This is a genomic window from Acetobacterium sp. KB-1 (assembly GCF_003260995.1).
Taxonomy (GTDB): Bacteria; Bacillota; Clostridia; order Eubacteriales; family Eubacteriaceae; genus Acetobacterium; species Acetobacterium carbinolicum.
Window position 1 is genome coordinate 310,813 of the sequence record NZ_CP030040.1, and the last position, 15,439, is coordinate 326,251.

Genomic DNA, 15,439 nt, shown 5'->3' on the forward strand with positions numbered 1-15,439 from the left:
GTTATAAAATGACGATCAAAGAGAAATTAATTTCTAAAACAGCAATCTTAGGTGTAGTCGGTCTTGGTTATGTGGGGCTGCCACTGGCAGTGGAAAAAGCCAAAGCTGGTTTTAAAACCATTGGTTTTGACGTCCAAAAAGAAAAAGTTGACATGGTTAATGCTGGTAATAATTATATTGGGGATGTGGTGAATGAAGATCTGGAAGAAATTGTGACGTCAGGCCTGCTTTCGGCTACAACGGATTTTTCAAAGGTAGCAGCAGCCGATTGCGTATGCATTTGCGTGCCAACACCCCTTGATGAACACCAGCAGCCGGATATTAGCTATGTTAAATCCTCGGCGGAGAGCATTGTTCCATACATGCATAAAGAAATGCTGATTGTTCTGGAATCGACCACCTATCCTGGGACAACAGAAGAACTGCTTAAACCAATTTTTGAATCGTCCGGATTAAAATGCGGAGAGGATTTCTTTCTGGCTTTTTCACCTGAACGGGTTGATCCCGGAAATCTGATCTACAAAACAAAAAACACACCTAAGGTGACCGGAGGCATCACCCCCCAGTGTACCGAAGTTGCCGCTGCTATGTATGAGAGTATTTTGCAGGCTCCCATTTATCGGGTTTCCTCACCAGCCGTAGCAGAAATGGAAAAGATTCTTGAAAATACCTATCGTAATATTAATATTGGGTTAGTAAATGAGCTAGCCATGTTGTGCCATAAAATGGGGATCAGCATCTGGGAGGTAATTGATGCCGCCAAATCAAAACCCTATGGATTTCAGGCTTTTTATCCCGGCCCGGGGGTTGGTGGGCACTGTATTCCATTAGATCCTTACTATCTTTCCTGGAAAGCCCGGGAGTACGGATTTCATACATCAATGATTGAATCGTCGATGATGGTAAATGACCGGATGCCCGAGTATTGTGCTGAGCGCGCCAGTAAGATTTTGAATTGGCATAAAAAAACATTAAAAGGCGCCAAAATCCTGTTTCTTGGTGTCGCATACAAACAGGATATTGGTGATTATAGAGAAAGTCCGGCAATTAAATTAATGGATGAAATCGAAAACGAAGGGGCAGAGGTATGTTACTATGATTCATTTGTACCTGAATTTCAGGAACATGGAAAAGTACGAAAAGGTGAGGAACAACTAACCATCGAACTGATTGAATCGGCTGATCTGGTCATCGTTACAACTGCTCATACGAATATTGATTATGATATGATTCAAAAACATGCAAAAGTAATTTTTGATACAAAAAATGCCATGAAAAATAGTGTGGATCGAGAAAATATTGAACTGCTTTAAGGAGGTATCATCTTGGGTTTAAAATATGCGATAATCGGATGCGGAAAGATTTCAGCCAATCATATTGCTGCTGCTAGGGCTAATGATCTTGACATAGTCGCTTTATGTGACGTCTACCCGGATAGTATGAACACACTAATGGAAAAATTTGAACTGTCGGACACAATCCATCAGTATACCGATCATCAAGCGTTAATACTAAATGAAAAACTTGATCTGGTTGCAATCTGCACCGAAAATGGCAAGCATGGTTCGATCGCATTGGATTTTATTGATGCTGGTTGCAATTTAATTATTGAAAAACCGATTGCCCTGTCGCTTGAAGAAGCCGATGAGATCATCAAGCGAGCCAAAGAAAAAAGAATAAAGGTCAGCGCTTGTCATCAGAACCGTTTCAATCAGTCAGTTATTAAAATTAGAGAAGCCTTGGACAAAAAACGTTTTGGAAAACTATTTTACGGAACTGCGCATATTCGATGGAACCGGGGAAGCGACTACTATGCTGGTTCGAAATGGCGGGGGACCTGGGAACACGATGGCGGTGCCCTGATGAATCAATGTATTCACAATATTGATCTGCTGAGGTGGATGATGGGAGATGATATCATCGAAGTCGTGGGGATGACTGATAATCTCAACCATCCCTATATTGAAGCGGAAGACTTTGGAATTGCCTTAATCCGCTTTGCAAATGGCAGTTATGGTATTATTGAAGGAACGACGACTATTTATCCCAAAAATTTGGAAGAGACACTTTACCTGTTTGGCGAAAAGGGAACGGTCAAAGCAGCCGGTCAATCGGTCAATATTATTGAAGAATGGCAATTTTCTGATGCCCTGAATGACTCCGGGGAGGTTAAAAAACGGTTTAGTAAAAACCCGCCTAGTGTCTACGGTTATGGCCATACGCCCTATTATGCCGATGTGATTGACGCGATAAAAAATGACCGGGAACCATCCATCACGGCAGAAGACGGTCGCAGAGCAGTGGAGCTTGTTTTAGCAATCTACAAATCTGCCGCAGAAGGACAGCGGATAAAGTTGCCATTAGAAAAATGCAGTACCACAGACTTTAAAGGGAGATTTGAAAAATGAGTTATTTTGTCCATGAGAGCAGTTATATCGATAAAGATGTTAAAATTGGAGATGGAACAAAGGTCTGGCATTTTTGCCATATCCAAGAAGGAGCGCATATTGGCACAAATTGTTCACTGGGACAAAATGTTAATATTGGCAGTCGTGTAATAATTGGCAATGGGGTAAAAATTCAAAACAATGTTTCAGTATATGAAGGGGTTGAACTGGAAGACTATGCTTTTTGTGGACCATCGATGGTTTTTACTAATGACCTGACCCCGAGAAGTAAATATCCAAAAGGTCCAGGTGGCTTTAAAAAGACTTTGGTGAGCTATGGCGCATCAATCGGTGCGAATGCAACCATCGTTTGTGGCAACACCATCGGTCGTTGGGCAATGATTGCTTCTGGTGCAGTGGTAACCAAAGATGTCAAAGACTATGCTCTGATGGCGGGGATACCGGCAAAACAAATCGGCTGGGTTTGCGAATGCGGAACACCATTAAAAGAAGGACTATCCTGTGAAATTTGTGAAAGAACATATAGGCTTGAGAATAATCAATTAATTGAGAAATAAGAAAATATTGCGAATGGAGAGTGATTTCAATGGAGTTCAGAGATTTAAAAATACCGTATCAAAAATACAAACATGAAATTGACGGAGCCATTCAAAAAGTTTTGATGAAGGCTGACTTTATCAGTGGAGCAGAAATTCATGTTTTAGAAGAACGACTGGCGAAGTACGTTGGTGTCAAACATTGTATTTCCTGTGCCAATGGTACTGAAGCGATGACATTGGTGTTAATGGCCTGGGGGATAGAAAAAGATGATGCGATCTTTGTACCTGATTTTACTTTCTTTTCAACTGGCGAAGTTGTTTCTTTAAGAGGGGCAACACCGATATTTGTTGACATTGATCCCAATACATTTAATATTGATACCAGCAAATTGGAAAAAGCCATCAAAAGCGTGATTGAAGCAGGTAAACAAAAACCAAAAGCGATCATTCCGGTGGATCTATTTGGTTTGCCTGCCGATCATCATGAAATTGCAAGGATTGCCCAAAAATATGATTTGCTGGTTTTAGAAGATGCCGCCCAAGGTTTTGGGGGAAATATTAACGGACAGAAGGCCGGTAGTTTTGGTGATGCTGCCACAACATCATTTTTTCCGGCCAAACCACTCGGCTGTTATGGAGATGGCGGTGCAATTTTTACAAATAGTGATCAATTAGCCAACCTGCTCAATTCGTATAAGGTTCATGGTAAGGGAACAAATAAATATGATAATGTCAGGATTGGACTCAATTCCCGGTTGGACACAATTCAGGCAGCTGTTTTAAATGTTAAATTAACAGCATTTATTGAACATGAGCTTGCGGATATCAACCAGATTTATAAACGATATCATGAAAGATTAGAAGGCATTGTCGGCGTCCCGATAATACCGGAGGGTTATTACTCCAGCTTCGCTCAGTATACCATCAAACTTGAAAATAAAATAAAAAGAGACACCTTAAAAACCAGATTAAGTGAGCATAAGATACCGAGTATGATTTATTATTCGAAACCCATGCACAAACAAGAAGCTTTTCGCTCCCGGGAATATGATGAATCCAACTATCTGGTCGCTAATGCGCTTTGTGATACGGTGTTATCGTTGCCGATGCACCCCTATCTTGTAGAGGAAGAAATCGATCAAGTTTGCAAGATAATTCTGAATGTCTAGAGGATCGCAAAGATGAAAGTTTTACATGTGAATTCCTATTATGCGCAAGGGTCTTTTTATAAGCATTTATATGATGAACAGATAAAAATGGGAATGGCAATCGATGTCTATGTACCGACACCGATTCCGGTAACCCGCGATCTGGGAAACTATACCACGATCAGGATTAACCATAAACGGTATGATCGTTATTTGTTCCATTTAAAACATACAAAAATCTATCGAGATATAAAAAAAACATATCAACTTGATGATTATTCGGTAGTTCACGCCCATTCACTATTTTCCAATGGATATATAGCCATGCGGATAAAAAAAGACGTTGGCATTCCCTATCTCGTTGCCGTGAGAGATACCGATGTAAACGTATTTTTTAAACGCCTGGTCTGGCTGAGAAAATTGGGGATTAATATTTTGAAAGAGGCTTCAAAAATAATATTCTTATCGACAACCTATCGAGATGCAGTGATAAAAGAATATCTGCCCGATCATTTACATGAAGAAATGTTTGTCAAGTGTGCAGTTATTCCAAATGGTATCGATAAATATTGGCTGGATAATTTGGGTGCTCCCAAAATAAAGCAAGCCAGTGATAAACTAAACCTTCTATTTGTTGGGCTGATCAATAAAAGAAAAAATATTCCATCAACAATCAAAGCAATCAGGCGGTTGATACAGCAAGGCTATGATGTGACGTTTACGATTGTCGGAAAAGTCACCGACAAAGCAATTTATGATCAAATCGAAAAAGAAGAATTTATTCGATACATTTCTCATTGTTCTAAAGAAAAGTTGATTGAGATTTATCGAAACAATGATATATTTGTGATGCCTTCTATCACTGAAACTTTTGGTCTTGTCTATCCCGAAGCGATGAGTCAGGGATTGCCGGTGATTTATACAAAAGGACAAGGTTTTGATGGTCAATTTACAGATGGTGAGGTTGGATTTGCGGTAGATTGTTTCAATGCTGAAGAGATTGCCGATAAGATTATCCAAATAAAAAAGAACTACAATAATTTGTCACAAAATGCAATAAATAATGCCAGACGATTCTGCTGGTCAGACATTAATCAGGAATATAAAAAGATATATGAGGCAATTAAAAAAAAAGATTTTAAAGAAGGTGAGGGTAGGCCATGATGCAAAAAAAACAGATATGCTTTATTGTACCAAACTATCCTACACAAAATGATCCGGTATATACCTTTGTTAGAGAGCTTGTCGGCTCAATTGCTACGCAAGGCTATCGGTGTTCGGTAATCGCCCCGCAAAGCATAACAAGAAAGCTCCTGAAAAAAAAATCAGCCCGGCCACAATTTTGGCAAGATTACGTTAAAGATGGGGTGTGGGTGGATGTTTATCAGCCCAGAGTTCTGTCATTTTCAAATCTTAGAATTTTCGGAAAAAATATTTCGGCACATTTTGCCCAAAAGGCCGTGATGAGGGTTTTTTCAAAAATCATACCAAAGCCCGATATTCTATATGCTCATTTTTGGCATTCGGGTGTAACAGCTGGTCTGCTCAGCAAAAAATATGGCATTCCTTTCTTCGTTGCAACAGGTGAAAGTAAGATTTGGGTTGAAAGTCTCTATACCCGCAAGATGATTGATAAAGCTCTCATTGATATTGACGGTGTGATCTGTGTGTCGACAAAAAATATGAACGAAAGCGTTGAGTTGAAACTTGCTCCACTGGATAAGATGGTCGTGATTCCAAACGCCATTGATCCCCAAAAGTTTTATAAATTGGACCAAGGTGAAGTGAGAAAAAATCTGGGATTACCCAAAGACGATTTTATCGTATCTTTCATGGGTTCATTTGATCAACGTAAAGGAATCTTGCGACTATCAGATGCCTTAAAACTGGTAGATCAAGCAAAGGCAGTCTATATTGGATCGGGTGACCTCATCCCTAAAGGTGATGAAATTCTATTTATGGGAAAGCTTCCTCATGATCAGATTTGTAAGTATTTAAATAGTTCAGATGTCTTTGTTCTGCCAACCCTGGCAGAGGGATGCAGCAACGCGATTCTTGAAGCAATGGCCTGTGGGTTGCCGATTATCTCTTCTGACCTCAGCTTTAATGACGATATTCTAAATGACCAGTATGCCCTAAGAGTGGATAGTAGGGATATTATTGCTATCGCCAAAGCAATTAAATCGTTAAAAACTGATGTGAGTCGGCGAAAAAAAATGGCAGAAAACGCCTATGATCAGTCAAAAGAGTATCATATAAACAATCGGACTGATCGAATCTTACGATTCATTAACACTATGATTGATGACGAAAAAGAGGTTCATAATGATAATCAGGAAATCAACTAATTCCATCGTGATACTCGTATTATCACTAATATTTATTATTCTCGGCCTTTCGAATGATCTGTTTTTAGTAATTGGAATAATTATTGCGAGTTGCTATATCTTCATCAGTGGCGAGGATGGAATTTATGGTTTGTTTTTTATACTGCCATTTTCCCCAATAATGAAGTTTTCCCCGGGTGGGAACACATTCTTTAATATTCTCGTTGCCGTTTACATTCTGAGAATGATTTTTTTAAATGAAAAATCCAAACTGTCATTTTATCAAATCCTCTCGATTCTGGCGTTTATTATTTTTTCCCTATTCAATACTGGTGGCTCAAATTTAATCAAATTAGTAGATCTGATTATTTATTTTGTGTTGGCATATTTAGTTATGAACTCGAAGCAGAATATTAATGTCAGGAAATTGCTGATGTTTTTTGTAGCCGGCATCTTAATTGCATCAGTTTTAGGAACGTTTAGCGACTGGGTACCTGGCTTAAGTGGTTTTATGCGAGCGACCCGAATTAAATTAGATGATGGTGATATAGTGGGGCGGTTTTCAGGCATTCAGACAAATCCGAACTTCTATACGATGGATATAACCATCGCAATCGCCGCGCTTTTATATTTCATTGGTAGCAAAAAACATCGATGGTTTGACTATCTTCTGGTGATTGTTTTACTGGGTTTTGGTGTACTCTCTTTGAGTCTGTCTTTTATGCTTTCAATGGCCTTTGTTTTTCTACTCTATCTCATATACAAAATATTCCGGTTAACCAGACTATCCTTTGACATAAACGTTGTTTTGAGAGGGACCTTAGTTATCGTTTTAACAATAATTGTAATTTCTCAAATTAGCAATCTACCTTATATGGATATTTATTTCCAACGATTAGGGGCTGGTGGTTTTGTTGATCAAAGTCTATCGGATCTTACGACGGGTCGTTCCGATATCTGGTCAGATTATTTAAAGCTGTATCTAAGTGACTGGCGAATTTTCATTTTTGGAGTGGGTTACTCTGTTGAGGCTTACAATTTAAGACAAGCACATAATTATTTTCTTGAACTCCTGGTGCATCTGGGGATCGTCGGAACAATGATCTACTTAAATGTGCTAAACTCAATCTTTAAACCATTTTCAGTAAAAATCAAAGGACGAATGCTATGTCTTTTGCCTTTAGCGGCTCTGATTTTTCGAGGGTTTGGGATAAATCTATTTTTTAGAGATAATTTCATTTTTTATTTGATAATCTGCACTTTGATTATGGCTGATTATGATAGCCCTAAAGATTTAAGGCGGCCTGGAAATGGAGCGATTAATGAAAAATAGAGTAGTTTTTCTGGAGTTTAACGGCATTCCCGGTTCGGGAAAAACAACGCTTTCTGATCGGGTGATTGAGAATATGAAAGGTGTTAGTTATACGGTTGAGTCCTATCATCAGCTAATTGAAAAACCGACAAGGAATAATTTGAAACGTTTGGTAAGATATCTTTTTAGCATAAAACTTTCAAGCTTCAAGATCGGATATTTGGCATTGATGTACCTCATTACAAATAAAAAACTCAATCACGAAAACGGGTTAAGGGTAATTTCATTAATCGTACTTTTCGATTTTTATCAAAAAAAGAGTCTCGCTAATGATGAAGAAGTGATCTTAGTTGATCAGGGCATGGTGCAACAAATGGTCTCCATGCTTTTCGAGTCAGAACTGATCGCGGAAAAATATGTTAAAAAACTAATTCGATACACACAAAAAAAAGATATGGGCATCTTCATTGTCAATATTGATCTTGATATCAATGAGTCATTTGAGCGCTTAACAAGAAGAGAAGGAAATATTTCAAGAATACAGAAGCTAAAAAAAGATACCGCTATGCATACACTGATAATGCAGCAGAACAATTTTAATAAAATCAGAAAAATAATCAGAGAACTTGACTTGGAAAGTATTACCGTTAATACCCAAGGATCGATAGAGACAAACGTATTGCTTCTTGAAAATTATATAAAGGGAATGAAACAGCCAGATGTTTAATGGAATTCGCGGCTCATTTAAGATGATTTAAAAGCGAAATTACTTAAGTAAGGGGGTTAGCTAGTGAAAAATGAAATATTGGTCAGTGTAAGTTGTATCACCTTTAATCATGAGAAATATATCGCCGAGGCTTTAGAAAGTTTTATCATGCAGAAAACAAGGTTTAATTATGAAATATTAATCCATGATGATGCATCGACTGACAGAACGGCGGATATTATTCGTGAGTATGAAAAAAAATATCCGGATTTAATAAAACCGATCTATCAAAAAGAAAATCAATACTCCAAAGATGTGGATGTGGATGATTTAAATACCGAAAGAGCAGAAGGAAAGTACATCGCCTTGTGTGAAGGTGATGATTATTGGACCGACCCACTTAAACTTCAGAGACAAGTTGATTATTTGGAGAGTCATCCTGATTGCACACTTTGTGTTCATGCGGCATATATTGTTAACGTGATGGGACGTAAAATAAAATCGGTTAGACCCAATGTGGGCAATAAAATATTTACGATTGAAGAAATAATTGAAGGTGGCGGTGGGTTGTTTGCGACAAATACGATAATGTATCCCCGCTGTTTGGATGCGGGCAAACCAGATTTTTATAAAAAAGCACCGGTAACGGATTATCCCCTGACTATTTATCTTGCCCTTAAAGGAAAAGTATATTACATCGATGCGTACATGGCTGCTTATCGGAAGGGCGTTAGCGGTTCCTGGACAACGACAGAACAGTCAAACCTTGAAAAGATAATTAAACACGTTGACAATACCGACATAATGTTGGACGATCTAAACGAACATACCAAATACCAATATAATGAGGCTATAAATAACAAAAAGAGTCTAAATCGGTTTAAAATTATGATCGCACAAGAAAGATATGAAGAATTAAAAGAGGAAAAATTTAAATCTGTTTTCAAGAAGTTAGGGAAGAAAGAAAAAACTAAAATATTAATTAAACAATACTTTCCACATACAGTTAAAATATATAAAAGTCTGAGAAAGAAGTATCGACTTAAGTGACTAAAAAACCTGATGATTGTGTCGTTTGGCAAAAGTTGTGAATGGAAGTGGAGGAGTGAAGGTGACGCTACAAAAATTTAAGTCGGGACTATTGAAACTCGACGATATTATCCTTAAGGGAAGACTTAAAGCTTTTTACAGTCATCGCATCAAATATCGAGGGAAAGCATACGTTTTAACGCAGGATTTATATTTCCCGCCCCATAATACGGCAAATAAAGACATCCGTATGGGACCAGAGGGTGAATTATTGGCAGTTGGGGGCGATTGGGAGCCGGAACGAATCATTTTTGCGTATAAAAATGGCGTATATCCAGTTGTATTTAAGGACCAGCCGATTCTTTGGTGGACGGCAGAGAATCACTGTGTCATGTATCCGAAAGACATTCATATCCCTAAAAATATGCGGGCGCTTATCCGCCAGAATAAATTTAGATTAACCATTGACAAAGCTTTTTACGATGTTGTTAGTGCTTGCTCAGAAACGCGACAAAAATATACCTGGCTAACTCATGAACAGGTAGAAGCTTTTCATAAACTTCATGCGTTGGGATTTGCACATTCGGTTGAGGTCTGGCAAGATGAAAAACTGGTCGGTGGATTATTCGGAATTTCATTTGGGTCTTATTTTCATGGGGAGTCAATGTTTGCACGGGTGAGTCATACTTCAAAACTGGCTTATATTGCATTGTCTGTTCGGTTAGCAGAAATGAACTTTGCCATTATGGATTGTGGTATCTGGCCAACGGAACATATGAAAAGCCTGGGCGCCGTTGTTATTTCGCGGGATGAGTTTCTTGAGATTTTGGATAGAAGCAAGGACGTTCCTGATGTAATAGAGGATTGGGATCATTTGTTAGACAACTGGGATTTAAATCAAGCAGTACAAAATCATTTTGATGGTTTGACTTCACAGAGGGAAGGTGTATGACATGAAAGACCTAATTAACGTAACACGATCATCAATGCCAGAATTTGACGAGTTCATGGAAGAAATAAAAGATCTATGGGAGACGCATTGGCTGACAAATATGGGCGAAAAGCACAAGAAATTCGCAAAGTGTTTAAGAGACTATTTAAATGTAAACATGGTAACACTATTGGCAAATGGGCATCTTGCTCTTGAATGTGCAATTGCTGCCTTTGATTTACAAGGAGAGGTGATTACGACGCCTTTTACCTTTGCATCGACAACCCATGCAATCGTCAGAAATGGCTTGAAGCCAGTATTTTGTGATATTAATGAGGACGACTATAATATTGATGTGAAAAAGATCGAAGCTTTAATTACTGAAAAAACATGTGCAATTGTTCCCGTTCACTTATATGGAAATGTCTGTGATGTGGAAGCGATTGATAGCCTTGCTAAAAAATATAATTTAAAGGTAATCTATGACGCAGCACATGCTTTCGGGGTAACGCTAAATAATATCGGAATTGGAAATTTTGGTGATGCATCAATTTTTAGTTTTCACGCCACAAAGGTTTTTAACACCATCGAAGGTGGCGCCGTAACTTATAACAATGAGGAACTAAAGAAGATCCTGTATTTTCTTAAGAATTTTGGCATAACGGGACCCGAATCCGTGGAGTTTGTTGGCGGCAATGCTAAAATGAATGAATTTCAGGCCGCAATGGGGATTTGTAACCTTTTACATATCGACGAAGAAATCAGAAAACGTCAGCAAGTGGATAAACGCTATAAAGAGAATCTGGGAAATGTAAAAGGGCTTAAGCTAATCAAACCACAATCAGGTGTTAAGAGCAATTACGCATACTTCCCAATCGTGTTCGATGGAAAAGAAAATTTACGGGATTGTATTTTCGAGGCGCTGGAAAATAATCATATTATTCCCCGGAAGTACTTTTATCCACTGATCACTGACTACGAATGCTATGCCAGCCAATTTGATTCGAGTCTGACGCCAGTCGCAAAAAAAACGGCTGAACGCGTTCTGACGCTACCGCTTTATGCGGATTTAGAGTTAAAGGATGTTGATCGAATTTGTGGGATTATTAAGAGCTTATTATGAACAAGGCCGTTTTAATGGATGAACAGTTTTAATGGATTGATAGGTTCTGAGTTCCCTTAAAATATCGATATTAAAACATAAATAGCATTAACAAGGAATAATTAAGCAGTCGATAAGCAAAAAGTGAAGGCAGGTATAAGCGATGAAGGAATCGAATAAAGATAAAGCATTTTTAGGCGTTTATTGGATGACAATTATGGGACTGACCAGTGTTGTTATCCGGTTGCTTATCACAATGACCTTATCCAGATTATTACGACCGGAAGCGTTTGGGCAGGTGGCAACAATCCAGATTATCATCAGTTTTGCGGAAATATTTTGGATGATGGGGGTAGGAAGTGCGATTGTCCAAAAAAAACAGTTAAATAACGATTATATTGCAACTGGCAATACTTTAAACCTGATCCTGGGTCTCATTATTTATGCGACTATTTTCATTTTTGCATCCTTTATTGCCGGGATTGTTGGATCAGATGACGTGATCATGCTGCGAGTACTTTCGATCGTGTTTGTCATTCACAGTATTTCAGGGGTGTCAGAAGCTTTACTTCAAAAAGAAATGCAATTTAAAGTGATCAGTATCATTAATACGGTTGCTGCTTTAACCAATGGAATCGTTGCGATAACACTTGCTTTTAATGGATTTGGCGCCTGGGCGTTGGTATTTGCACAGATTCTTAGTGTAATGATACAAACAATCCTGTCGCTAATCAATAAGCCTATCAAATTTCGTTTGCGGATCGAAAAAGAATCGGCAAAAGAACTGCTTAATTTTGGCACCGGATTCGCTCTTTCAAAAGTTTTTAATAACATCGCAAATCAGGGTGACTATTTTGTTGTAAGTCAAACGCTTGGAAGTGCGGCTTTAGGGTTTTACAACCGGGCATACCAATTGTTATTAGTGCCCACAAATCTGATTGCAACAGTGATGGAACGGGTTTTGTTTCCGCTTTTGGCGAGGTATCAGGATGAACATGAAAAAATCAGGTATGTGGTATTGAATTTAACAGCCCTGATTGCCATTCTGGCTTTTCCAATTACGATTGTGTCGCTGACGATGGGAGCCGATTTAGTGCAAGTGGTTTTAGGGCCGAAATGGGAGCAGACCATAATGCCCTTTAAGATACTGATAATAAGTCTGTTTTTTAGAATGGCTTATAAAATTGGTGACGCATTGGTACGTTCTTTAGGTGCTATCTACAAACGGTTATGGGTACAGATTGCTTATGCAACCCTGATTATTGGAGGTGCATATATCGGTAAACAATGGGGAATAGCAGGTGTTGCTGTGACAACCACAATTGCGATTATTATCAACTATTTTATTATGACGTTGCTGATTGGACACTTAGTCGCATTAAAAATGCGGGAACTGTTAGGATATCTGGCCCCGATTATTCTTGTCAGCATACTAATCGGCGCAATCAGTTATATGATAAGTAGCCCAGTGGCAAATTTGCCATCTGCTCTGTTAAGGCTGATTGTCATGACTCTAGCAGTGGGCTTGATGTATCTTGTTGCGTTTAAGTTTTTTATACTTAAATACATGCCTGAAGATTTCAGAGATTTTATTAATATTGTAAAAGATCAGATGATTAGAAAGTTTGTAGCTAAAAATAACAGATCAAATAAATGAATCTGGAAGAGGGATTATGGATGATAAGCAAATAAAATCTAAAGTGATTGCATCTTTAGTCTGGAAATTTTTGGAGCGACTGGGAACTCAGGGAATACAATTTATTGTACAAATTATCCTGGCCCGTCTTATCTTGCCAGAAGAATATGGAACAATTGCCTTAATTGCAATATTTATTTCATTTGCGAATGTGTTTGTTCAATACGGATTTAACACTGCGTTGATACAAAAGAAAGATGCAAATGAATCGGATTTCTCATCCGTGTTTTTCTTAAGTCTAGCCGTTGCCGGGGTGTTTTATGTGGCCTTGTTTTTTGGGGCGCCACTGATGGCTGGATATTTTGAGAATAAAATGCTTACACCACTACTTCGGGTCTTATCACTTACACTGTTTTTAGGCGGCTTGAATTCAATTCAAAATGCAGTGGTCGCCAGAAATCTGGCATTCAGAAAACTGTTTTACAGCAGTTTAGGGGCGGTTGTGGTTTCTGGGATAGTCGGTATTGCAATGGCCTACAATGGCTTTGGAGCATGGGCGTTAGTGGCTCAGCAGCTAACTAATCAATTCATTGTGGCTTTGATTCTATGGTTTACAGTGAAGTGGCGGCCAGGTTTTATTTTCTCCTTAGCAAGTTTAAAGGGGCTTTTTTCATATGGTTGGAAGTTATTAGTTTCAGCGCTCATCAATATGTTATACACCAATATCCAAAGTTTATTCGTCGCAAAAATATATAATCCGGCCATGTTGGGCTATTTTAACCGCGGGCAACAATTTCCGTCACTAATTGTCGCAAATATTAATGGCTCAATCCAATCGGTTATGTTCCCAGCCCTTGCCCTCAAACAAGATAATTTGCATCGCGTTAAAGAAATGGTTAGAAGAGCGATCGTTACCAGTGCGTTTTTTATCTTTCCTATGATGGTTGGGCTGGCGGTGATTGCAGAACCTCTGGTAATCATTTTATTGACTGAAAAATGGTTGCCATGCGTTCCGTTCTTACAGATCTCCTGTGCTGCTTATGCTTTACTCCCGATTCATACGGCTAATCTTCAGGCAATTAATGCCTTAGGGCGAAGTGATATATTCCTAAAACTGGAAATTATTAAAAATGCAGTCAGCCTGGTGATTTTGGGGATCTCTCTTTTTTATGGTATTTATGCCATTGCGGCCGGAATGTTTTTTAGCAGTGTCGCCTCATCGTTTATAAATGCTTATCCTAACAAAATGCTGTTGGATTATAGTTATATGCAACAGATGAAAGACGTGATGCCTTCACTTCTATTGTCGGTGGTAATGGGGATAATTATTTACTTTGTTTCATGGTTCAATATGACGCCTGGATTAACCCTGATAATTCAGGTAACTATTGGGATTAGCTTTTATTTTGGGATGGCAAAATTATTAAATTTTGAATGCTTAACATATTTATTAGTAACCGGAAAAGAACTGCTGGTTAATCGAAATAAGCGCAAATAAGCTGACGATATAAAGGGAGTTTCTTTAGCGGCTAGGAAAAAATCAGTCTGAATAAAAAAGTGAGGAAATAAAGTGGATATTTCAATAATGCAACCCTATCTATTCCCCTACATTGGGTATTATCAAATGATCAATTGTTCGGATTGTTTCGTTATTGCTGATGATGTGCAATTTATAAAACAAGGATGGATTCACAGAAACCGGATATTATTAAATGGAGCGCCGTCGATGATTACGCTGCCATTAAATAAAGATAGTTACGTCCTAAAAATCAATGAGCGCAGCTTCGCAATTCAGGAAGGAACAAAGGGGAGGTCTACCTTTCTGAATAAGATTGTGAATTCTTATCGTAAGGCACCGGAATTTAAAACGGTTTATCCACTTATTGAAACAATCATAAATTATGATGATAATAATGTGGCAAAATATTTAATAAATAGCATTACGGAAATTTGTGCATATCTGGATATTAAGACAGAGATGATCATCGAATCGAGTTTCAAGCTTTCACCTGAACTGAACTATCAGGATTCTGTTATCTACGTATGCAAAGAACTCAAAGCAAATCGTTATATAAATTCAATTGGTGGAATGGATCTTTATTCAGCAGAGCAATTTAAAAAAAACGGAATTCTTTTAAAGTTTATTAAAACGCGAGAATCGCTACACTATCGGCAGTATTACAATACATTTGTTCCCAATTTATCGATCATAGATGTGCTGATGTTTAATTCATTGACGCAGGTTAAAGCGCTACTAACGGAATATGATCTAATTGACGGCAGGGGCTAGCGCTTTTAGGC

14 protein-coding genes are annotated in these 15,439 nt (G+C 38.3%); all 14 read left to right on the forward strand.

Annotated elements, in window-relative coordinates:
• The first annotated feature begins 8 nt into the window (after positions 1-8).
• The 14 genes from DOZ58_RS01475 to DOZ58_RS01540 all read left to right on the forward strand — a co-directional run bounded on the left by DOZ58_RS01475 (position 9) and on the right by DOZ58_RS01540 (position 15,428).
• Positions 9-1,313 carry a nucleotide sugar dehydrogenase gene (locus DOZ58_RS01475; protein WP_111886674.1) on the forward strand — a complete coding sequence of 435 codons (1,305 nt, stop codon included), beginning with the start codon at positions 9-11 and terminating at the stop codon, positions 1,311-1,313.
• 12 nt (positions 1,314-1,325) lie between these two features.
• Positions 1,326-2,408: a Gfo/Idh/MocA family protein gene (locus DOZ58_RS01480; RefSeq protein WP_111886675.1), complete on the forward strand. Its 1,083-nt coding sequence runs from the start codon at positions 1,326-1,328 to the stop codon at positions 2,406-2,408.
• A complete protein-coding gene (locus DOZ58_RS01485; protein WP_111886676.1) occupies positions 2,405-2,965 on the forward strand; it encodes an N-acetyltransferase in 561 nt (186 codons plus the stop codon). The genes DOZ58_RS01480 and DOZ58_RS01485 overlap by 4 nt, the downstream gene beginning before the upstream one ends.
• A 29-nt stretch (positions 2,966-2,994) precedes the next feature.
• The gene (locus DOZ58_RS01490) at positions 2,995-4,116 is read left to right on the forward strand and encodes a DegT/DnrJ/EryC1/StrS aminotransferase family protein (protein WP_111886677.1); all 1,122 of its coding nucleotides are present in this window, start codon (positions 2,995-2,997) and stop codon (positions 4,114-4,116) included.
• Positions 4,117-4,128: 12 nt separating this feature from the next.
• On the forward strand, positions 4,129-5,259 hold the full coding sequence (locus DOZ58_RS01495) for a glycosyltransferase family 4 protein (protein WP_111886678.1): 1,131 nt from the start codon (positions 4,129-4,131) through the stop codon (positions 5,257-5,259).
• Complete coding sequence (locus tag DOZ58_RS01500) at positions 5,256-6,443, forward strand: glycosyltransferase family 4 protein (RefSeq protein WP_111886679.1); 1,188 nt, start codon at positions 5,256-5,258, stop codon at positions 6,441-6,443. Before DOZ58_RS01495 ends, DOZ58_RS01500 begins: the two co-directional genes overlap by 4 nt.
• Positions 6,444-6,603: 160 nt before the next feature.
• A complete protein-coding gene (locus DOZ58_RS01505; protein ID WP_204355450.1) occupies positions 6,604-7,755 on the forward strand; it encodes an O-antigen ligase in 1,152 nt (383 codons plus the stop codon).
• Complete coding sequence (locus DOZ58_RS01510) at positions 7,745-8,461, forward strand: hypothetical protein (RefSeq protein WP_162624374.1); 717 nt, start codon at positions 7,745-7,747, stop codon at positions 8,459-8,461. Before DOZ58_RS01505 ends, DOZ58_RS01510 begins: the two co-directional genes overlap by 11 nt.
• Positions 8,462-8,524: 63 nt before the next feature.
• Complete coding sequence (locus tag DOZ58_RS01515; RefSeq protein WP_111886682.1) at positions 8,525-9,490, forward strand: glycosyltransferase; 966 nt, start codon at positions 8,525-8,527, stop codon at positions 9,488-9,490.
• Between the two features lie 61 nt (positions 9,491-9,551).
• A complete protein-coding gene (gene aat, locus DOZ58_RS01520; RefSeq protein WP_162624375.1) occupies positions 9,552-10,421 on the forward strand; it encodes a leucyl/phenylalanyl-tRNA--protein transferase in 870 nt (289 codons plus the stop codon).
• A 1-nt stretch (position 10,422) separates the two neighbouring features.
• Positions 10,423-11,523 (forward strand): DegT/DnrJ/EryC1/StrS aminotransferase family protein, encoded by a 1,101-nt coding sequence (locus tag DOZ58_RS01525; RefSeq protein ID WP_111886684.1) that lies wholly within the window; start codon positions 10,423-10,425, stop codon positions 11,521-11,523.
• Between the two features lie 142 nt (positions 11,524-11,665).
• Complete coding sequence (locus DOZ58_RS01530) at positions 11,666-13,159, forward strand: lipopolysaccharide biosynthesis protein (RefSeq protein ID WP_111886685.1); 1,494 nt, start codon at positions 11,666-11,668, stop codon at positions 13,157-13,159.
• A 16-nt stretch (positions 13,160-13,175) separates the two neighbouring features.
• The gene (locus DOZ58_RS01535) at positions 13,176-14,636 is read left to right on the forward strand and encodes a lipopolysaccharide biosynthesis protein (RefSeq protein WP_111886686.1); all 1,461 of its coding nucleotides are present in this window, start codon (positions 13,176-13,178) and stop codon (positions 14,634-14,636) included.
• Between the two features lie 72 nt (positions 14,637-14,708).
• The gene (locus tag DOZ58_RS01540) at positions 14,709-15,428 is read left to right on the forward strand and encodes a WbqC family protein (RefSeq protein ID WP_111886687.1); all 720 of its coding nucleotides are present in this window, start codon (positions 14,709-14,711) and stop codon (positions 15,426-15,428) included.
• Positions 15,429-15,439 lie beyond the last annotated feature (11 nt).

What these genes read in the sequence shown, in the direction of transcription:
- DOZ58_RS01490 (WP_111886677.1), top strand. Translation starts at nt 2,995, where the DNA reads ATGGAGTTCAGAGATTTAAAAATACCGTATCAAAAATACAAACATGAA.
- DOZ58_RS01525 (WP_111886684.1), top strand. Translation starts at nt 10,423, where the DNA reads ATGAAAGACCTAATTAACGTAACACGATCATCAATGCCAGAATTTGAC.
- DOZ58_RS01485 (WP_111886676.1), top strand. Translation starts at nt 2,405, where the DNA reads ATGAGTTATTTTGTCCATGAGAGCAGTTATATCGATAAAGATGTTAAA.
- DOZ58_RS01500 (WP_111886679.1), top strand. Translation starts at nt 5,256, where the DNA reads ATGATGCAAAAAAAACAGATATGCTTTATTGTACCAAACTATCCTACA.
- DOZ58_RS01505 (WP_204355450.1), top strand. Translation starts at nt 6,604, where the DNA reads ATGAAGTTTTCCCCGGGTGGGAACACATTCTTTAATATTCTCGTTGCC.
- DOZ58_RS01475 (WP_111886674.1), top strand. Translation starts at nt 9, where the DNA reads ATGACGATCAAAGAGAAATTAATTTCTAAAACAGCAATCTTAGGTGTA.
- DOZ58_RS01495 (WP_111886678.1), top strand. Translation starts at nt 4,129, where the DNA reads ATGAAAGTTTTACATGTGAATTCCTATTATGCGCAAGGGTCTTTTTAT.
- DOZ58_RS01530 (WP_111886685.1), top strand. Translation starts at nt 11,666, where the DNA reads ATGAAGGAATCGAATAAAGATAAAGCATTTTTAGGCGTTTATTGGATG.
- DOZ58_RS01535 (WP_111886686.1), top strand. Translation starts at nt 13,176, where the DNA reads ATGGATGATAAGCAAATAAAATCTAAAGTGATTGCATCTTTAGTCTGG.
- DOZ58_RS01510 (WP_162624374.1), top strand. Translation starts at nt 7,745, where the DNA reads ATGAAAAATAGAGTAGTTTTTCTGGAGTTTAACGGCATTCCCGGTTCG.